Raw genomic sequence first — 18,241 nt, 5'->3', positions numbered from 1 at the left:
CTTAAATCGTCCTGTAGTAATACTTAAACTTTGAAGTTTGTTTCTCTTGGGTACTTGTGAAATACGTTGTTATATAATCAAGTAAACCGCTTTGTAGATAATAATATTCAATTTCTGAATAGAGCTTTTTTTCTCTGATTAGCTGATATAATTGCACAACCCTCTTTACCAAATTTCCCTTTGAATCATAAGTGTTTACTATTCTTGTTTGGCAAATGTGTCTGCCAGGTGCACCAATACAAATATCATGTCGGATGATGGAATCTATTAATCCATATTGATTGTAGAAAATGTCTGCAAATCGAGTTGAATCATTAAAGTAACTTACACTTTTGTGATAATCATTAATTTTAAAAGTGTCTGTAGCCATATGCTTTTGCTCTTCATTTAAACTATATTCTGTAAAAATGAAATTTGAGTGCGTTTCCCAGGGAGATTCCAATGCTACTTTTTTTACAGAGTCTGAATTGTATCCATATGACTTCAGTTCAATCTTTCTGAAAGAGGGAGAAGGAAACTGATCCATTTGAATAAAACCAATTTTGTTGTCTAAAGAATCATACATAAAATAATTCTTTGTCTCAAATGGAATCCAAGCTGTGTCAAGATAATTAGGGACGTAAAAATTAGATTCTACCATCCTTCCAAAAGTGTCATAGAGAGAATAATAACCATTTAGATATTGTTCAAAGAACTTTACAGAATCCTCAGGATCATACTCTACAATTTTATAAACTCTATTTTCCTTGATTACACTTTTTTCAAACAAATAGGAATGCTCTTGAGAAAAGAGAGTATTAAAGGAAAGTAGTAATATTAATATGAATAAATGTTTCATTTGTTTTGGGTTAATGTGCGTAGTGCTGAACTATCAATACAAGCAATTTACCGGAAAAAATTTGATTATCTATCTACTGATTTTAAATCTAACCAATTAAACCACACTACATCTGAAACCTGATCCAGTTTGGTTTGCCTTCATATTTTGGGTCTCCAATATCTGTGATTTCCAGCATTTCAAAAACTCCTTTGCCCAGTTTGCGAACATAATTTGAAAATTCACCTATTCCGAAATCTGAATAAGCAAGGTCATAAGTGCATTTTCCTATTTCATTCCAGGCGTTATTTTTTAAACTGTACACTTTCAATGATTTGTATCTGCTGGTACAAGATGAATAATATTGTCCGATCTCATCAATACCATCTTCATCAAGATCTCCAACACTAAATAAGCTATTGGGATGACAACATTCTGAATCTGTAGATAAACGGGGTAAATCTGCAGTAAAGTAATAGGATTGCCCTTCTTCACAAAAGTTTAGAGGATTTAATACAATGGTGTATACTTCATTATCATCATTCAAAATCTTTCCTAAGTTATTAGCTGCTTCAAATGTTGTATTTACCGTGTCGTATGAGGTTGGGAAACATTCATCCAGGTCATAATGCTTAAAATCAACTTCAATCTTGTTTTTCACTAATATGTTCTCAATAATTAGATGGTTTGCTGCGCGAATTGAATCTCTAATTGCATTGGGTATTATAGAATCTTTTTCTGTGAAAGTGGTTTCGCGCACAGTCTCATTTTTGCTTTCAGGATTAGTGCATCCAAAAGCCAAGGTTGAAAGGATTATGAGTAAATATTTATACATTTTTACCTTGGTAATATAATCAGAAATTAAAGCTATCTGGTGTCCATCACTTCATGAAAATTCTCATAAAGCTCAATTTGATCTTCTGTCATTCCCAAGGTGTAGGAATTAACATATAATGGACTAAATCTAATTCCCTCAAAGGCGGTGCTTACCATTTCTTCCATGGTGTCTCGCATTTTGAGAAAATCATTGTGAAAGGTTTGAAACCTCTTTTTTTGAATTTTACATCTTTTAGCATAATCCATCCCTTCAGATCCATTTATACCTTTATTATAATATGCTATAATGTTGTCATATCGCACTTCTAGTACGCTATCCGCTACCAGGAAACAATCTAACGAACAAACATTCATGTCTAAAGTAGTGTATGCGGTGTCAAGGCATTCTAATTCCCATGGTTTTGTTGAGGTGTCCTCCAATTCAATATAAATAGTGTCAGTTTGATAGACTACTTCTTTTACTATTTTCTTTTCAGTTCTGACGCAGGAAAAAAGTAATACGGGCAACAAGATGTATAGCGATTTCATTTGGCCAAGTTATTAGTTGAGCTATTAAATACCAGCAGACTTTATTGACAATCAGATTGCTAATTATTATTCGAAATGGTTGAGGTTGAATTCGTGTTCAAATTAATGTCACATAAGTGAGTAGAATCAAATAGGTAAATGATTTTGATCAGCTAAAATTGAAGTGACCCCAGCTAACTTAGTTTCAATATTGAAATCTATAAAAAGAAAAACATGAAAACAAAATTTTACATATTGGCGATATTCTTCGCAATTGCTCACTTTGGTTTTGCACAAGCTCCTGAAGCATTTAATTATCAGGCGGTAGCTAGAGACGGAGCGGGAAACTTATTAAGTAGCCAGTCATTGGACGTTAAAATTGGAATTTATTCAGGTTCTGGCGCGGCCACTTTAGAGTATGAAGAAACTCATGCTATTACTACTAATCAATACGGACAATTTTCATTGCAAGTAGGAACAGGTACCGTTTCTTCCGGGACGTTTTCATCAATTGGTTGGGGAACAAATGAACATCACTTAAAAGTTGAAATAGATTTGGGTGGTGGTTATGTTGATTTAGGAACAGCTCAGCTTATGTCAGTACCTTATGCTTTACACGCTTTATCAGCAGGACCTTGGTTAGAAAATGGAACTGCGGTATATTACAATGGAGGATATGTAGGAATCAATACTGCGAGTCCGGCACTGTCACTTCACATTAAACAAACTGTTTCAAATAAAGCTATTAGAGTTGAACATCAAACAACTACAGACTATTGGGAGCATGGAATAGGAGTTAATACACATAACTATAAATTTATTTTCAATGGTTTGGGGCGTGCAGATATTGCTTCAGCTGATGGTGCATACATTCAAACATCTGATAGAAGATTAAAGCACGATATAGTTGATTTAGAACCGGTATTGGGTAAGATAATGCAATTAAAGCCTTCATCTTATTATTACAATGGAAACAAGGCAGATGATAAAAGATCATATGGTTTTGTTGCACAAGATGTGGAGCCTTTATTTCCTGATTTAGTGAGAGATATTGAAAATGGATATTCAGGAATTGTTTATGACGGATTTGCGGTGGTATCTATTAAAGCTATTCAGGAGTTGAATGATGAAGTTGAAAATCTTAAGAAAGAAATGGCTGAATTGAAAGCACTAATAAAAGAAAAGTAGTATGAAGAAATTATTGTATTCAACAGCATTTATTGCGACTACTTTTTTCGGACTGAGTTCATACGCTCAGGTAAGTTTAGACCGAGATGTAGTTGCAACTGCGGGAGTAAGTACCACAACAGGATTTCAGGTTTCTTGGACACTGGGGGAGTTTGCGGTTACTTATCACAATCCGGGATTGATATTGTCAGAAGGTTTTCAGCAAGTAGATGCTGCTTCACAATCCGGGATTACAGAAACTGACTTTAATGCCAGTGTTTCAATTTTTCCTAATCCGGTAACTGATATCTTGAATTATCAGATTGAAGGGTTTGAGAATCAAGAATTGACAGGTTCAATAGTTGATTTATTAGGAAGAGAAGTGATTAATATTCCAAATTTCACTGTTGTGAGCAGTTTCAATGGACAAGTAGATATGTCTGAACTGCCCGCAGGAACATGGATTCTAAATTTACGAAGTGTGAACGGCGCTCTCAGTAAGCAATTTAAAATTGTTAAACTTTAAATAAGGAAATGGAGGTGTAAAAAGCCTCCATTTTTTTTAGCAAGTATTAACTTCTTCAAAAACCATTTTCCAAACTCCATCAATTTTAAGAAATCCTCTGCGGTAAATTATTCCTATTTCGATTAAATCAAACTCATAATAGAATACGTTTTTCTTTACATAGATTCTGTCATCCCATCCTTCTTCTTGATTAAAAAAATCACGAAAGTCCCATTTGTCATAATCCCAGTTACTATTATGCAATCTAATAGTTGAATCACATTCACCAATAACACCTAAAAAACCGGTAAAGTCAATTGATTTCTTTTGATAGGAACTATCGGAAATGAATTCATCATAAAAGCTTGTAAAGTCATTGGGCACATTTTCAAGTGTTTTAGAATCTTTTGCATCATGCTTAAACCAGTCCGCTATAAACTCTACAGAATCCCAAATGCTGTTTAAATTATTCGGATAATTTGGACGAATGATTTCATTTCCAACTTGAGTTGTAGTGTCAAGATTGATTTCTTCCTGTTGATAATCAGTTTCATTTTGCTCGGGATTACCACAAGAACAAGAAAGTAAAATGAGAGATAATGTTGTAAAAGACTTCATGTTAGCGACTCGTATTTGTTGAATTTATAAAATCTCATAATTTGAAAATATGAATTCAAGCTATTGTATTAATTCTATTTCTTCTATCCCATAAGGACTTGAACAAGAGCCTTGAATAATTTTAGTGCCATTTACTCTATATCTATTCTCCTTATTAGTAAATTCTGAAATATCAAATTCGTACTTAACAACTTCGTATAGTTCAAGTGAATCCAAAAGAATTTTCCATTTTTTTGAAGTATCTGTAAATGTCAGTATTACGGTTGAAATAGAATCTCCACTTAAGGTAAAATTGTCAACAATCATGCTGTCTTCAAAATTGGAATATTCACAATCCATGCATCCTTCGCATTCACTACAATTTGTTAGTAGAAGACTAATCAAGATAAGCCAGGAATAAAAACACTTTAAATTCATTTTAAAAGGTAAATGTGACAATTTAATGTACCATGTGAGATCTTACTTTGCTAAAATATTCCAAAGGTGTGTAGCCTAATCTTTCTGCCCAAAGTGAGAGATCAATTCCAGCCTCAATAGTCATCCAATTTTCATGGATCGCATGAATCCTAAATTCATCAAATAGCTGATACATTTCAAACTCCTTTGGATTATGGTTAAAGTCCTTTTTTAGCAAGTCTGTAAATTCAACTGAATCAATTTCTACAGTAATATAGGCAGTTTTCCATTTATCAAAATATGGCGATTCAGAATATGATTGTTCAATTATTATGTTTTTATCTCCGCTGGAATCCACTTGTTCCAAATAAGTAAGACATAATTTAAATTCTCTACCAATGCTGTCACAGATGTGTTCCCACATTAAAACTTCAGAATCAGATTTTCTTAATTTTCTTTTTGTATCCCAAGATTCAGGAAATTTATCGGTTGAGTAGGAGAGAATACTGTCAGGAAAGAAATGCCTTTTATGTTTCATATAATCTACTATTTTGCCTTCAGGTGTCATGAATGAATTATATATTAAAATATTCCTACAGGTCATGCCCAAAGTTTGATAGAAGGCAATTCCAACACAGCTGGTTGTGAATAAAATTTTAGTAGAGTCTGCTTCAAATTTTGTTCGGAGAAAGCTGTCATATTCTGGTGAACTAGAGTGAATCTCTTGAATAAGGAAAACCTTAAATGCCGGAGAACATGTGTCATCTAGCATGTATAATAGTTCTGAGATACTTACACTATCTCTCAAGTAGGAAAAATGTTCATGATCATCACCACAAGTTTTAAAATATCTAGTGCCAATCACACCATTTCTATCATACACTGCAGTGTAATGTTTTTTAGTTTTTTCTGAAAGGACAGAAATTGTTTGGTTTTCATTTTGTTCAGCATTTTCAGTTGAGCAGGATATGAAAGTAAACAGAAGTAATATTGAGAGTATTGGTTTCATTTCATAAACATTGCTAAAACAGTATACTTGAACTTATTTTTATGGTCTCTAGCTAACCATGATGTATTTTCAAAACTATCGACAATTTCATTTGCCATCTTTCGAGGAATTAATAAAGTGAGTTCACCATTTGATTCAAATTTCGCAATAAGCGTTTCTTTAGAACCATCATAATAGTATGCTTCGTTTAACGAATTTTTCATAATAGAATCTCCTTTGAATTCTTTCCTGAAGATTAAATGTCTTTTTCCTTGAGATTCAAAACTTTCAAATTGAGATTTGAATTGATTTTTGGGACATGCCTGATAATAACCTTTATATGAATGAATTCTGTGATTAGTGTCAGAAATATAAACACCATCACCTCCAATAGGTGATTGCCATAAGTAATCAAATTTAGAATAATCACAAAGACTATCTATGATCTTGAAATAATGAGTGCTTACTGGTCGGTTCTCATAATTATAAGGTTCTTTTCTATGCCATAATCGATATTTTTTTGTGATAATAATTGGAGAATCCAATGTATCAAATTTGATCTGATCATGATTGAGAATTTTGCCACCAAAGTATTCTTTTCTTTCCACTAAGATGCCTTCATCTGTATAAGAGTAAAAGATAGAATCACCCCCGTAATATTTTATCCAGGTTCCTATGTATTTATTGTTTTTGTATGCTCCGCAATAAACAGTGGTACTTGAATCCCAAGTATGATTGACGGAAATTTTGTAAATACCATCCTTGGATAATTGATTCCAATGTTGAATTATTATGGTATCAGATTGACCATAATGTAAATTGGATTGAAATATAAAAATCAGAAATACGATTCCTTTGTGGATCATTTGGGTTATCCTTTTTTGGTTATAAAGTTTGAAACAGAAAAGGTTACTTAGCTTTGCCCTTAAAGCTAACAATTTCCAACTATAAGATTTAACTATTGATGGTACCCATTTTCACTTTCCCGGATACATAAAATTCTACTCCTGCTAAAGTGATAACTATAATGAGTTCAGAAAGTATATAAACCCAACCTAATACTTCAATGCTATCTGAATGGATAATAACAAAGACTATTGAGGTGATGCAATACATTAAATTGAGTGCACCAATAATCCTTAAGTATCTCCCTAACTGCTCATTTTTACGTGAAATGGCAAATAAATCAAATACAACGAAAAAGCACGGAATGATAGCTAATATGTACAATGCAGAAACAGGAATGCCAACAACTGTATTGATTTTTACTAAAACAACACCCAACAAAAAAGCAGATAAAAGTGCACCTGATGCATCTAATAATAAGAGCTTTTTAGGATTTGATATAAAGGTTTTGATGAGCATGTTCATACTTACTATGACTTTTTTAAAGCTTCATCCAATATACCAAGCCAAAGGAAAAACGGTGTTCTAAATGAGCAAAACCTTCATAGACATCTTCAGTATACCAGCTTCCACTATCGGAATAAAAAGGGTTGTTAGAGTATTCTGTTGATACGGTTGTACCACCAAGCTTTGCGTAGTACATTGATGGTGAATATTCTGCCTGTATGACGAATCTATTACCTATTTTAAATCCAAAATTAAATGGAGTTCCTAATCCTATTGCATAGCCACTGGGAATGGTTGAGGTGCCAAAGGAATCAAAAAAAACAGTACCTGAAATAGAGTCGGATTGTAGCGATTCAAGGTTCATTTTGAATTGACCATGATAAGTGTAAATTGCTTCAAATCCAAAGGACAATGACAATTGTTCAATATTAATTCTTTTGAATATACCGGGTGAAATTGAAAATTTGTTTTGAGTAGCTTGAACGTCTACTTGGTTTCGTGTACCCGCAAAGTAATTATCTTGATATTCAAGAATATTGATTCGCATGTAGTTCATCCTTAATCGTAAATCAAACTTTTTCAAAGCATAAGTTGAAGTTAACTCATAGGCTATTGATCTGTTTTTTAAATCATGATCATCAAATGATTCTGCGTCTATATCATACCAGCCAACTTTTGTGTCTCTGATTGGATTACTGATATGTAAACCGATATTTAGTTGCTGTCCATAAGAATTGAACGCAACCATTACGATAAGGATTTGAGTTAAAAATTTCATAAGTTGTTGATTGAGTTTAGATAAAGCTAAGAAAACTAGGAGAATAGTTGGATATATTTTCACTTTTGTTGAAGGTGTATTCCCGTAGTTTTAATGTATAGAAGTAACAAAAAGTACTAAGTAAGATTATTGATTAGATTCCTTACTATAATTGAGTTAAATTCATTAGCTACTTTCCCTAATCACAACACATTGCACCAGAGTGACATCTCTTTGATCATGCCATTATCATCCAGCAATAATTTGAGGTTGTCATCACTTGAACTTAGAATGTTGATGGTATCTGAATGTTCAAAGTTTGAAGAAAAGGTACTATTTACTTTATTTAAGTTATCTCCAATTTTGAGTCCGTTGATTGCAAAATCTGTTGATTTAATTTTTGCTGATAGAATATATCCATGCCCAGCGGAAATTTGGACGTTTTTATAATATAGTAAATAGTCATCTGCTCCAAATTCCTGCACAATTTCAGGACCTCCGGTTATAATTGAATCTGGTTTTCCGCAAGCCTCAATAAAGCGTTCCAGCTTAAAGGAATCCATAAGCGAAATCCCGTTAATATCAAACCGGATTATTTCTTTTGTTTCTAATTCTTGTGTTTGGATGTTCGTGGTTGGTTCATTGGAACAAGCGCTAAATAGAATTATTGCGGTAAATAGGGGTATGATAAATTGGGTCATTGTTGTTGTCTAATTGTGATAGTTAAAGCTAATAAAACTAGGAGAATAGGTGGTTGTATTTTCACTTTAGTTTTAAGTATGTTTTAATTTTGGAGCAGTCTATAGGTAGCGGAAAGATTAAATAAAATATAGATTCCGCTGGATATAAATTAATATGTAGCGAAAATATTGTATATTAGATGAGATTCCGCTAAAGAATATAAGATGAAAATTATAGGTAGGAAAGAAGAAATCGCAATGATGGAATCTTATATACAAGATGATAAAGCTCATTTGGTTGCTGTGATAGGAAGACGCCGTGTTGGAAAAACATTTCTAATTAGAGAAGTTTATAAGAAGTTCAAAGTATTTGAGATGACCGGTCTAAAAGGTGCAGATTTGAGAAGTCAATTAACCAATTTTACACTTCAAATGAATGCTTACTTTGGAAATGGGAATCAATTTGAGCAGCCCGATAGTTGGTTATTAGCATTTAATCTACTAAGCAATGAAATTCAAAAACAAGAGAATTCCACTAAGCGGGTTTTGTTTTTTGACGAAGTACCCTGGATAGCTGGTAAAAAATCCGGATTTACTGAAGCTTTGGCACATTGGTGGAACAATTGGGCATCTCAACAAAATATAGTAGTAGTGCTATGTGGTTCTGCTGCTTCCTGGATGCTTGAGCATGTAGTGAATGCAAAAGGAGGGCTTCATAATAGGATAACTAAGTTAATTACCCTGCTACCTTTCAATTTAGAAGAAACAAAGTTGTTTTTAAAAGCTAAGAATATTGAGATCAGTGATTATCAAATTATACAACTGTATATGGCAATTGGCGGAATTCCTCATTATTTAGAACAAATCCAAAAGGGCAAAAGTGCAGCACAAAATATTCAGGAAATGTGTTTTGACAAGGATGGCGTTTTAAGGAATGAATTTGAAAATCTTTATCCTGCTTTATTTGACAATGCTGGTAATCACATAAAAATAATAAAAGCCCTATCCAGTAAGTCAAAAGGGTTTGAAAGACAAGAAATTCTGGATACTACAGGTATTTCAGATGGAGGGACATTCTCAAAAATTCTGAGTGAATTAGAGTCATCTGGTTTTATTACAACTAATCTGCCTTTGGAAAACAAAAAGAAAGAAACGCTCTACCGCCTCACGGATGAATATTCACTTTTTTATCTAAGTTTTATTGAAGGTTTAAAAGCTCCTGCCAAAGATGAATGGATGAGGATCAGTCAAGAACAAAAGTATAAAATATGGTGCGGATATGCCTTTGAAAATCTTTGTATGAAACATTCAGATAAGATTAAAAATGCACTCGGGATTTCAGGTGTACAAACTTCTATAAATAGCTATTTACACAAGAAGAGTGATGTATTCAATAAAGGATTTCAAATTGATCTATTAATAGACAGAAAAGATGATGTTATTAATATATGTGAAATGAAATTTTATGCAACTGAGTTCACAATTTCCGCGGATTACGCTAAGAATCTAAGAACTAAAAAAGAGGGATTGAAAATCGTTACTGATACCAAAAAAATGGTCCATTTAACGTTAATCACAACCTATGGAGTAACAAACAATAAGCACAAATTAGACTTAGTAGATAATGACTTTACAATTGGAATTTTCTTTGATTAAAACCAATAAATTCAATTTTTACTATTGATTATAATGGATGTACTTTTTTTCTTTGGAGCTTTCGCAGATATATGAAATTCCACTGTTGTACAAATCCATGTATTCTGAATATACAAGGTTAGGTTGTTTCTCATGATAATGATTGATGATCACTAGTTTGCCTGAATCTAAAAAACTCTGCGCACCTGCATGATCCCACCAATCTTTTTCTTTATTGTAAGATTCATACAAAACACCATCAAAATTTACAGCCTGGACAACATGGTTTTTAGCCATACATTTCAATCCTTTTGAATGAGCATAATCACACAATTCATTGTAATAAGCAATTCCTTCAGCTTCTGTTACATTAATTCCATAAGTGTCATTGCTTTCTTCATCAAAGAACCAATCCATATTATCAAATTCAACCCAATCACAGCCCCAATCAGCTAATTTGTCAATTCGAGCTTTCATAATTTCAATTATTCCGGTAGTAGTTTCTTTGACAAAATATTCTCCATCCCATTCACCCCATTGTTTACTTACTAAATATGGCTGCATTGCGTTAAAGTCATCTCTCCAATTTTCTCCGGTACCAATACTAATATATCCACCTACTTGGTTGTTATTTGTCTTAATCTGGGGGATTTTCTCTACAACTCCGTCAGCAAAAGGATCTACTAATACATAGGCATTTTTGGCTTCTTGAATGATATCGTCAATATTATCAGCTTCATAATTCTCACAATATGCTTGATTATAAACCGCAATGGCCTGACTGTTTCCTTCTGGTTTTACTTCACTGTCTTTTTTGCAAGATAAATTTGCAAAACCCAAAAGACCTGCACAACATATGCTTAAGTACTTAAACAATTTAGTGCTAACAGAATTCTTCATCATCTTTGGTTCGTTTGCTTCAAAATTAAGCTATAAATGACTATATGCTTCGGGAAATATAAAATAACTCAATAAATAAATGATACTGACAAAAACTAATAAAATACTAAAGAGTTTCTTTAAATAGTCATTGAAAGCTAACTAATGTTCTAAGATTGATTTTAATTTCATTCTATATTGATAATATCCAATAACAAGTGTAATTAAATTGCTAATAGCTAGCAATAACATAAGGTTTGCAGAAATTAATCCTATATCCAAATCATTGCCATTTATCCTGCCAAAAACAATGATAAAGTCTAAGAAAAATGGTGCTATAAACCAAAGCAATATTTCAAAAAACACATTTTTTTGAACCCACCTTATCTTGGAACTAAGTACACCTAAAGAAGCTACTACCATCAGTATTACATACAACAAAAAAAGCAATTTCCATATAAAGTTGGCCATTCCTGAAAAGGGATCAGTTGGTGGTGTACTTAGTTGAAATAAAAGAGAGATTCCTCCAATTGTTAATAGGGGAAACAAAACGAAATACAAGTAAAATTTATTAATAAAAGTTTGAATTTCAGATTGATGACTCATGTTTAAAGCTCGCCTTTTCTCAAAAACAGTTAAATTAAGTTTTACAATTGGGTTTTAACAATTTTCTACGATACCACATTCAAATAAATGAAAACCTTTCCCTCTGAATCCATTCTAGTTTCGATACTTGATAAATCAAGTTCAGAAATTCCATGCCCCCAAATGCCATATTTTCCCTTGGTTTTAATTCCATCCATTAAGGTTGTGTCTTTTGAATTTAACATTTCTATTCGAGCTGTTTCAAAATCTTCTTGATATACACGGATGTACTCTCTACTTGTAATTAATACTATTTCTTCAAGGGTAAAACCACCAGAATTGGTAGTTTGAATATCTATTTCAATAGGTTCACCAACAGGATAGTCAATTACAAGTATTGCTTGGGTTTCGGAAAGTACAATTTGATCTTTATTCATCAACATATCTATATCTTCCATAGGATTTTCAATATTAACCCATGGTATAATCCCGTCAGGGAATGTTTCTAACCATTCCGGATCTTCGGTTCTTACTAAACAATCAAAAGAAGCAATTAATTGCCCTTTTGGTTGAAATTGATTAATGTCTGGTAAATCCTTTAAAATATCCTCTAGAGGATTCTTCTTTTCTACATTTTCAGAATTATCATTTCTACAAGCTAAGATAAAAGTGATTAAACTGAATATCAGTAAATAGCGAATTTTTATTTGACTATTTTTCAATGAAAGAATGTTTTTGACTGCCCAGAATTTCCTTAGTGTAAAGTGAAAAGACTTCATTTTATTTCCAAAATTGCCACCACTTCTTGTCTAACTTTTGAACTGTTTCTTTCTTTTCAATCCTGTCAGAACTAGGTTTGCTACTTGGTTCTTGTCTTTTTTGTTTGACAAATACGTATCGAACTGCTTTTTCTTCAGGCTCAATATCCCAAAAACTTTTACCTATAACTGCACCCATTTGATTCCAGATAATTTCAGAAGTGTCTTGAGATTTTTGTTCTACCTCTAATTTCTCTCCTTCTTCAGTTAATCTATTGTCTTCAACCTCCATGATGGACCTTTTCATTACTCCGTTTTCACAGTAGTTTAAATTAAAAGCCATTGATATTTCTGATAAAGCAAAAGTTAAAGAGTTCGCTTCCTTTAATGGCCATGCATCAGTACACATATCCATACTGATAAAAAGGAGTGTACCGTTATCAGAAAAGTAGACATCACAAATTCCTTCTTCTTTCCAATTTGAAGAGGCGGTTTCAAAGTCAATTTCTCCTTGTTTTTCAAGACTCCAGTTTAACTCCTTTTGTAATTCATCAAAATTATTCTCGTAGTTCTTATTTATTGCTAATCCAGAAATATTAAATCCCATAATTGTAATATTAGTTGAAGGTTAAATGTTCCCTTAAAGCTAACAATTTCATTCTACAACCAATTCTTCATCACCGCATCTTTTACTTCATCTGCATGGGTGACAATCATAAAGTGTCCGGCTCCGAGAATTGGGTGTTCAGTTGAATGATTTTTTAAGATTCTGTCTTTGGTACCATGGATGCTTGTTCCACCAACATTTTCGGTTTTGTCCCAATTTAGAATTGCCCGCATGGCCCAACGTAGAAACTTTCCATTTGTGTCTTTGAGAATTTGTTTGAGCAATGCTTTGTCTTCCACTTTTTTTACTCCAAAAAAGTAGTAGGTAAGCGCATTTCCAGATTTTAACAAGAGGATAGGAGCAATTTTGTCTAGCCTTAAATTCCCTGCAATTTTGAGTTTAAAAGGCAGTTCGGATTTGTTGCGAATAGTAGAAATAAGAAACAAATTTTTAGGCTTTCGAATTTTAGCAAATTCCTGTGCAATCATTCCTCCAAAAGAAACTCCAATAAGATTATAATCTTCAGGTATATTTTGAGATTCAAAAAGTCTTTGAGCGTATGACTTAAGTGATTCTTTTTTTTGCGGTGGAATCCAAGCAATATGAACCATTTCTACTCCTTCTAGTTGGAGATTTTGAAATGCTCTGTGGTCAACACCAAGTCCGCTTAGGCAATAGAGTTTCAAGTGAGTTGTTTTTTAGTTTTCAGTCGTCAAATTCATTTTCTTTCTTGAGTTTCTCAACATCATAAAAGGTTGAATCCTTTAAATTGCCGCGCATCCGGGAATAATAAATATTCAAAAAAACTCCGTTTGATGCAGTGTTAATATATACACCATTATCATCATCTCTAATAGACATGAATTTTCTGAAATTGTTAGAATCAGTTAAATAATAATAATATGTTGAACTGGCAAATGCTCCTCCCGAATTATCAACATACAATTCAATAAAGATACCATCCACAATTTCATCAGTTTTTAAATGTTCAAGCTCTTCTCTATTTCTGCGACAGCTAAAAATGAGTAATAGTGGTAATATTATAATCAATAAATTCAGTTTACCCCGTTTCGTATTTATAAATTCGAATTGCATTAAATCGATTTTTTCTTAGTTATTCAATAAAGTATCCCTTATTATTCTATTGTTATAGATTCTTTTCAAAACTACTGTGTCGAAGGATATGTCTTTTTCAGGTATCTTGAAAACTGAAACGTAAAATTCTTCACAGCTGCAACTTACTTCTGGGTAAATATCAAGTAAGGTAAGAACTAAAGTGTTTTTATCTAATTCAAATCCCCCTTCTAAAGTAGGAGATCCAGACTCAATATATGATATTGTCAATATAATTGAATCTTGAGTGCGCAATGTCTCCATTTTAGGTTTAAATAAAGACAGATTATCATGGTTGTATTCTTCATAAACAGTATAGCTAAAACTTAATCTTTGTTTGAGAGAGTCATGGAGACATAGTTTACTTTCAGTTTCATTTTCATCTGATATAGTTTGCTGGTTTTCTCCTGCACAACTACTAATCATATTAAGAATTATAACTACTAAAATGATCCGCATGCTAATCAAAATTCAAGAATTTTATCATTGGGTTACCGTAATAACCAAATATTGTGGAGTCTTGTTCTACACTGTCCAAATAGCTAAGGGAGTTTCTATAATCCAACTGATTCCAATCTTTACGCGACCGACAAGAAAGTAGGAGAAGAAAAATAAAACCGATTTCAATTAAACGCTTCATTTGCTGTGGGTGAGGTCAATTATATAGTTTGTTAAGTACTTTTAGCAATTGAAAATTTCTCCTTCAAACTCACCAAATAGTGGCTAAATCTTCATCTGTTGCTTTGTCCAAATAATTTACAAAATTTCTATCTGCATATTCAACTATTTCAAATTCGCAGGATGAATTAGTTGAAATGGCAATTATCATTTCAGGAAGTACATTTTGGTTTATTCCATGAAATGTAACAGGCGTGTTGGATAATTTTTCAGTTAAGAGATTCTTTTTATAAGTTTTTAGAACCCTATATATGGTGTTTCCAACTACATCAGGAACTACATACGTCAACTTGTATTTCAGCAAGACGTCTAATAGCATTTGGTTTTTATGAACTTTTAGAATTCTTAAATTATAGTGTTTTTGAATATCAAATTCAGGAATAATATCATTGATATATTCTTCTTGCCTAATCTTTGCTCTGGTAATGTCAAGAGCTTCATCAAAACCATGCCCGGATCCATAACTAAAAACTCTATTGTTTGATTTTTGTATAAAGTTATAACCTGATCCTACAGCCAGATCTTCCAAATTCCTGGATTCTAAATATTGGACAGATTGAAATGTAAAACAAAACAGGTCCGGTAAGTCTTGAATACTACTTTTCACAATACTAAATTCTGGACCATAATTGGTTTTTACAAAATCTTCCGCTTGAATAGAGTAGTTGCCCATCTTTAATAAAAGTTCTTCTAAATTTAATAATTATCCATTCTCACTACTTTTCCTTTTCCTCCACACTTACCAATTCCAAATTCAATTGGGTGCCATCAACAAGAGTGTAGTTTATTCTGACAAAACCGTATTTAATTGAAAAGTATGATTCTAAACTAGAACGTCCAATTTTAGACTCGGCAGTCGCAGAAATTTTCCAAGTATCAACTTTACCCAAAGCGGTTGAAATGGAGTCTTTACCAATTATGTTATACCTTGACTTAACATTCAAGCTGTCTGTCCATGTTTGCCATTTGTCGTTTGAATATTTTTGAGAAATGGAGAATGCGTCTGTCCAACTTGTATCTCTTTCAGGAAAATTTGTCATCATTAGCGCAGGGTTAGCCTGAATAGTATTCATAAAGCCGGATTCATACCAGGTTTCTTCAAAAGGAAAAATTTTAAGAAAGTCCTTTGAATTTACCAGTTGCGCAATGCCAAATTCTCTTTGATTGTTTTCACCCACAAACCAAATTCTTGAGCCAACAGATTTAAATTTTTTGCCTTTTTTAACTCGTAGTTCTTGAACAGAAAGAATCAATGTATCCAGGAAGATTGTATCCGTTGTTATTGGTAGTAAATATTCTTCATATTCACTTCTCGAACGTACATTCATTCCTGTTCCTTCAGGCTTTTTAGGAACGATTTTGTATTCCAGTTTATCCTTTATCACTGAATAGGTGAAATGGAAATTTTTACCTACTGTATAGATTTTTGAAAAATCAAACTTGGTGAAATTCCGAGAATTATGACCAAAAGTTAATGCAGGTAGTAATAGAAGTAAAATAAAAATCAAAGATTTCATTCAATCAAGTTTTGGGAAACTACTTTAGTAAAGTTAGTACTTAAGCAATAACTAAACAAATGGTCAGCTATTGCCAATGTATTAAGGGAAACTTTCAACTCCATTCATTTCCATAAACGTTGTCAAGAAGTTATGTAGTGTGAAAACATCCCTACCATTTTGTTTGGTATGAGGTTAAAGGTGTTTTTTCTCACCTTGAAACATTCTTTTATCTAAGATATAGGATAGGACAATCATTACGCTTGCAAATAATATCACCCCAATAATGATACTAGTGAAGAGTTGTCCCATTGGCATTCCATTGACTACCTCTCCATTTTCTAAAGTGTATGTTGAGGGGTACAATTTTATCAGGATGTTATAAGAAACAATGATGGAAATTATTCCAACTACTAAAGAGATTAATCCGGCTATCAATAATATTTTTAATGTCCTCATCTTATTGTAATGTAAGATTAATTAGAGTCAGAGGGTTGGTTAAAATTAGTACTGGATTCCAAATCTCGAACTTTTTAAGTAGGATTTACTTTTCTAATCTTTGCACCAATGTCTTTGAGATTTGGCCCATTCTTTTAAGTAGCCTTGATATGTTAATACATAGTAATTATCCGACCATTCACTATACAAACGACCACTTGCAGATTTCCACTGTTCGTGTTTGGATATTGTAATATCGTTTTTATCAAATTCAGTTAAAACTGATGAATAATATTCTCCTCTTATGTACCGTTTACAAATGGTTTCCTTTGTTGTAAAATTACCTTTTGAGTCGTAACTCATTAAATGAATGATTCGATAGTAGTCAATTTCGTCTTGGATGGTATCTTTTGGAATTTCAGCATATATTAATTTAATTACCAGCTCATCAGACATTATAAATGAATCAAGTACAAAATAATCTAAATGGCCAAGAATGAAAGGATAGCCTTCATGACCCTGATCTTCACTGGTGATAAATGGTAAGTTGATTGCCGGTTTAAGCGTGTCAGAATTAATACCTGCAATATAATTAGTGTCGATAAAGAAATTTAAAATTACTGAACTTGAATCACTAAAACCTTCAGGTCTACAAACCGGTGGAGAATGTGTTTCTTTTTCAGGACACTTAGGGCATTCGCATTTTGATTCTTTACTTCCGCAGGAAGGCAACAGTACAATTAGAAAATAAAAAGTTAATCTGATGTTCATCAATGGTATTTTGGGTTTAGCTAAATCTAGCAATTTATCTATTATCCTTTTTAGATTTTACCCAAGGCCCGAATGAAAGCTTTATTCTGTGATCAGAAAATGTTGTTTTACTATGAGTGTTAATGAGATAGGAGTAAGAAACTTCTACCAGACCAATGTCAAATGCTATGGATGGATAAAAGGAGAGGTAATTAGATTTGTTGAAATCAGTACTAAAGTCAAGTCCGGCGCCAAAACGAATGAGTGCTGTAAGTGGATATGATCTGAAGTGAAATTCAAGACTGGAGTTTAGAAAATTGTTGTTATTCAATTTTGTATAATTCAGTGCTCCGGTATATCCTGTAAAAAATGAAAAGATTCCGGCTTCAGTTGATGCCCTTATCCTTTTGTATTGTAAGCCGTAAAGCATGTTTGATGGTGACCATGAACAGGTGCCTTGAATGTAATGGTAAACTGAATTTAGTTCATACATAAAGAGATGGTCTTTCAATTTAGACTTCTCTTGCGAGTAGGTTGTTCCAAAACTTGATACCAATGCAATAAAAATTAAAATCTTCTTCATGAAACAAATTTCGTTTCATCTCCAGCATTTTAATAATTGAATTTAGCGCTTACCAATGTGGATTTGCGAAAAATGCGAATTATTTAATTCGCCT

General features: G+C 32.7%; 25 protein-coding genes. 3 read left to right on the top strand and 22 right to left on the bottom strand.

What is annotated here, in order from left to right:
* Position 1: 1 nt before the first annotated feature.
* The 3 genes from K6119_RS04365 to K6119_RS04355 form a co-directional block, all read right to left on the bottom strand.
* Entirely contained in the window at positions 2-838 is an 837-nt protein-coding gene (locus K6119_RS04365; RefSeq protein WP_221835727.1) for a hypothetical protein, read from the bottom strand.
* A gap of 106 nt (positions 839-944) precedes the next feature.
* On the bottom strand, positions 945-1,652 hold the full coding sequence (locus K6119_RS04360) for a hypothetical protein (RefSeq protein WP_221835725.1): 708 nt from the start codon (positions 1,650-1,652) through the stop codon (positions 945-947).
* A gap of 32 nt (positions 1,653-1,684) precedes the next feature.
* Positions 1,685-2,182, bottom strand: a complete 498-nt coding sequence (locus K6119_RS04355) for a hypothetical protein (RefSeq protein WP_221835723.1) — start codon at positions 2,180-2,182, stop codon at positions 1,685-1,687.
* A gap of 213 nt (positions 2,183-2,395) precedes the next feature.
* Between K6119_RS04355 and K6119_RS04350 the strand changes: the two genes are divergently transcribed.
* The gene (locus tag K6119_RS04350; RefSeq protein ID WP_221835721.1) at positions 2,396-3,349 is read left to right on the top strand and encodes a tail fiber domain-containing protein; all 954 of its coding nucleotides are present in this window, start codon (positions 2,396-2,398) and stop codon (positions 3,347-3,349) included.
* A 1-nt stretch (position 3,350) separates the two neighbouring features.
* Positions 3,351-3,854 carry a T9SS type A sorting domain-containing protein gene (locus K6119_RS04345; RefSeq protein ID WP_221835718.1) on the top strand — a complete coding sequence of 168 codons (504 nt, stop codon included), beginning with the start codon at positions 3,351-3,353 and terminating at the stop codon, positions 3,852-3,854.
* Positions 3,855-3,890: 36 nt separating this feature from the next.
* Here the strand turns inward: K6119_RS04345 and K6119_RS04340 are convergent, their stop codons facing one another.
* The 7 genes from K6119_RS04340 to K6119_RS04310 form a co-directional block, all read right to left on the bottom strand.
* A complete protein-coding gene (locus tag K6119_RS04340; protein ID WP_221835716.1) occupies positions 3,891-4,451 on the bottom strand; it encodes a hypothetical protein in 561 nt (186 codons plus the stop codon).
* A 60-nt stretch (positions 4,452-4,511) separates the two neighbouring features.
* Positions 4,512-4,757 carry a hypothetical protein gene (locus tag K6119_RS04335; RefSeq protein WP_237828094.1) on the bottom strand — a complete coding sequence of 82 codons (246 nt, stop codon included), beginning with the start codon at positions 4,755-4,757 and terminating at the stop codon, positions 4,512-4,514.
* A 133-nt stretch (positions 4,758-4,890) separates the two neighbouring features.
* Entirely contained in the window at positions 4,891-5,856 is a 966-nt protein-coding gene (locus K6119_RS04330) for a hypothetical protein (protein ID WP_221835712.1), read from the bottom strand.
* Complete coding sequence (locus K6119_RS04325; RefSeq protein ID WP_221835710.1) at positions 5,853-6,701, bottom strand: hypothetical protein; 849 nt, start codon at positions 6,699-6,701, stop codon at positions 5,853-5,855. The genes K6119_RS04330 and K6119_RS04325 overlap by 4 nt, the downstream gene beginning before the upstream one ends.
* A gap of 88 nt (positions 6,702-6,789) precedes the next feature.
* On the bottom strand, positions 6,790-7,206 hold the full coding sequence (locus K6119_RS04320) for a hypothetical protein (protein ID WP_221835708.1): 417 nt from the start codon (positions 7,204-7,206) through the stop codon (positions 6,790-6,792).
* Positions 7,207-7,222: 16 nt separating this feature from the next.
* The gene (locus tag K6119_RS04315; RefSeq protein WP_221835707.1) at positions 7,223-7,966 is read right to left on the bottom strand and encodes a hypothetical protein; all 744 of its coding nucleotides are present in this window, start codon (positions 7,964-7,966) and stop codon (positions 7,223-7,225) included.
* Between the two features lie 182 nt (positions 7,967-8,148).
* Positions 8,149-8,508, bottom strand: a complete 360-nt coding sequence (locus K6119_RS04310) for a hypothetical protein (protein ID WP_221835706.1) — start codon at positions 8,506-8,508, stop codon at positions 8,149-8,151.
* A gap of 342 nt (positions 8,509-8,850) precedes the next feature.
* Between K6119_RS04310 and K6119_RS04305 the strand changes: the two genes are divergently transcribed.
* A complete protein-coding gene (locus K6119_RS04305; protein WP_221835705.1) occupies positions 8,851-10,281 on the top strand; it encodes an AAA family ATPase in 1,431 nt (476 codons plus the stop codon).
* A gap of 21 nt (positions 10,282-10,302) precedes the next feature.
* Here the strand turns inward: K6119_RS04305 and K6119_RS04300 are convergent, their stop codons facing one another.
* From K6119_RS04300 to K6119_RS04245, 12 genes are all read right to left on the bottom strand, one after another.
* On the bottom strand, positions 10,303-11,163 hold the full coding sequence (locus K6119_RS04300; protein WP_237828093.1) for an endo alpha-1,4 polygalactosaminidase: 861 nt from the start codon (positions 11,161-11,163) through the stop codon (positions 10,303-10,305).
* 138 nt (positions 11,164-11,301) lie between these two features.
* Complete coding sequence (locus tag K6119_RS04295) at positions 11,302-11,745, bottom strand: hypothetical protein (protein ID WP_221835701.1); 444 nt, start codon at positions 11,743-11,745, stop codon at positions 11,302-11,304.
* 65 nt (positions 11,746-11,810) lie between these two features.
* Positions 11,811-12,446, bottom strand: coding sequence for a hypothetical protein (locus K6119_RS04290; protein ID WP_221835699.1), 636 nt, complete (start codon positions 12,444-12,446; stop codon positions 11,811-11,813).
* A 58-nt stretch (positions 12,447-12,504) separates the two neighbouring features.
* Positions 12,505-13,089 (bottom strand): hypothetical protein, encoded by a 585-nt coding sequence (locus K6119_RS04285; protein ID WP_221835697.1) that lies wholly within the window; start codon positions 13,087-13,089, stop codon positions 12,505-12,507.
* Between the two features lie 53 nt (positions 13,090-13,142).
* Positions 13,143-13,775 (bottom strand): alpha/beta hydrolase, encoded by a 633-nt coding sequence (locus K6119_RS04280; protein ID WP_221835695.1) that lies wholly within the window; start codon positions 13,773-13,775, stop codon positions 13,143-13,145.
* A gap of 19 nt (positions 13,776-13,794) precedes the next feature.
* Positions 13,795-14,139, bottom strand: a complete 345-nt coding sequence (locus K6119_RS04275) for a hypothetical protein (protein WP_221835693.1) — start codon at positions 14,137-14,139, stop codon at positions 13,795-13,797.
* Positions 14,140-14,199: 60 nt separating this feature from the next.
* Positions 14,200-14,628: a hypothetical protein gene (locus tag K6119_RS04270; protein ID WP_221835691.1), complete on the bottom strand. Its 429-nt coding sequence runs from the start codon at positions 14,626-14,628 to the stop codon at positions 14,200-14,202.
* Between the two features lie 283 nt (positions 14,629-14,911).
* A complete protein-coding gene (locus K6119_RS04265) occupies positions 14,912-15,553 on the bottom strand; it encodes a hypothetical protein (protein ID WP_221835689.1) in 642 nt (213 codons plus the stop codon).
* A 43-nt stretch (positions 15,554-15,596) separates the two neighbouring features.
* Complete coding sequence (locus K6119_RS04260) at positions 15,597-16,397, bottom strand: hypothetical protein (protein WP_221835687.1); 801 nt, start codon at positions 16,395-16,397, stop codon at positions 15,597-15,599.
* Between the two features lie 174 nt (positions 16,398-16,571).
* Positions 16,572-16,835 (bottom strand): hypothetical protein, encoded by a 264-nt coding sequence (locus tag K6119_RS04255; RefSeq protein ID WP_221835685.1) that lies wholly within the window; start codon positions 16,833-16,835, stop codon positions 16,572-16,574.
* A 93-nt stretch (positions 16,836-16,928) separates the two neighbouring features.
* Entirely contained in the window at positions 16,929-17,585 is a 657-nt protein-coding gene (locus tag K6119_RS04250; RefSeq protein ID WP_221835683.1) for a hypothetical protein, read from the bottom strand.
* Between the two features lie 34 nt (positions 17,586-17,619).
* Positions 17,620-18,147, bottom strand: coding sequence for a hypothetical protein (locus K6119_RS04245; RefSeq protein WP_221835681.1), 528 nt, complete (start codon positions 18,145-18,147; stop codon positions 17,620-17,622).
* Positions 18,148-18,241: the final 94 nt, after the last annotated feature.

This window comes from Paracrocinitomix mangrovi (assembly GCF_019740355.2).
Taxonomy (GTDB): Bacteria; Bacteroidota; Bacteroidia; order Flavobacteriales_D; family Crocinitomicaceae; genus Paracrocinitomix; species Paracrocinitomix mangrovi.
The sequence above is the reverse complement of the archived record's forward strand: the minus strand, read 5'-3'. Positions and strand labels throughout refer to the sequence as shown.

Excerpts from the sequence above, each read along its gene's own strand:
- K6119_RS04325 (WP_221835710.1), bottom strand. The coding sequence starts at position 6,701 with ATGATCCACAAAGGAATCGTATTTCTGATTTTTATATTTCAATCCAAT.
- K6119_RS04360 (WP_221835725.1), bottom strand. The coding sequence starts at position 1,652 with ATGTATAAATATTTACTCATAATCCTTTCAACCTTGGCTTTTGGATGC.
- K6119_RS04270 (WP_221835691.1), bottom strand. The coding sequence starts at position 14,628 with ATGATTAGTAGTTGTGCAGGAGAAAACCAGCAAACTATATCAGATGAA.
- K6119_RS04345 (WP_221835718.1), top strand. The coding sequence starts at position 3,351 with ATGAAGAAATTATTGTATTCAACAGCATTTATTGCGACTACTTTTTTC.
- K6119_RS04315 (WP_221835707.1), bottom strand. The coding sequence starts at position 7,966 with ATGAAATTTTTAACTCAAATCCTTATCGTAATGGTTGCGTTCAATTCT.
- K6119_RS04350 (WP_221835721.1), top strand. The coding sequence starts at position 2,396 with ATGAAAACAAAATTTTACATATTGGCGATATTCTTCGCAATTGCTCAC.
- K6119_RS04365 (WP_221835727.1), bottom strand. The coding sequence starts at position 838 with ATGAAACATTTATTCATATTAATATTACTACTTTCCTTTAATACTCTC.
- K6119_RS04355 (WP_221835723.1), bottom strand. The coding sequence starts at position 2,182 with ATGAAATCGCTATACATCTTGTTGCCCGTATTACTTTTTTCCTGCGTC.
- K6119_RS04245 (WP_221835681.1), bottom strand. The coding sequence starts at position 18,147 with ATGAAGAAGATTTTAATTTTTATTGCATTGGTATCAAGTTTTGGAACA.
- K6119_RS04305 (WP_221835705.1), top strand. The coding sequence starts at position 8,851 with ATGAAAATTATAGGTAGGAAAGAAGAAATCGCAATGATGGAATCTTAT.
- K6119_RS04335 (WP_237828094.1), bottom strand. The coding sequence starts at position 4,757 with ATGATTGTTGACAATTTTACCTTAAGTGGAGATTCTATTTCAACCGTA.
- K6119_RS04320 (WP_221835708.1), bottom strand. The coding sequence starts at position 7,206 with ATGAACATGCTCATCAAAACCTTTATATCAAATCCTAAAAAGCTCTTA.
- K6119_RS04300 (WP_237828093.1), bottom strand. The coding sequence starts at position 11,163 with ATGATGAAGAATTCTGTTAGCACTAAATTGTTTAAGTACTTAAGCATA.
- K6119_RS04285 (WP_221835697.1), bottom strand. The coding sequence starts at position 13,089 with ATGGGATTTAATATTTCTGGATTAGCAATAAATAAGAACTACGAGAAT.
- K6119_RS04265 (WP_221835689.1), bottom strand. The coding sequence starts at position 15,553 with ATGGGCAACTACTCTATTCAAGCGGAAGATTTTGTAAAAACCAATTAT.
- K6119_RS04340 (WP_221835716.1), bottom strand. The coding sequence starts at position 4,451 with ATGAAGTCTTTTACAACATTATCTCTCATTTTACTTTCTTGTTCTTGT.
- K6119_RS04260 (WP_221835687.1), bottom strand. The coding sequence starts at position 16,397 with ATGAAATCTTTGATTTTTATTTTACTTCTATTACTACCTGCATTAACT.
- K6119_RS04295 (WP_221835701.1), bottom strand. The coding sequence starts at position 11,745 with ATGAGTCATCAATCTGAAATTCAAACTTTTATTAATAAATTTTACTTG.
- K6119_RS04250 (WP_221835683.1), bottom strand. The coding sequence starts at position 17,585 with ATGAACATCAGATTAACTTTTTATTTTCTAATTGTACTGTTGCCTTCC.
- K6119_RS04330 (WP_221835712.1), bottom strand. The coding sequence starts at position 5,856 with ATGAAACCAATACTCTCAATATTACTTCTGTTTACTTTCATATCCTGC.
- K6119_RS04310 (WP_221835706.1), bottom strand. The coding sequence starts at position 8,508 with ATGGATTCCTTTAAGCTGGAACGCTTTATTGAGGCTTGCGGAAAACCA.
- K6119_RS04255 (WP_221835685.1), bottom strand. The coding sequence starts at position 16,835 with ATGAGGACATTAAAAATATTATTGATAGCCGGATTAATCTCTTTAGTA.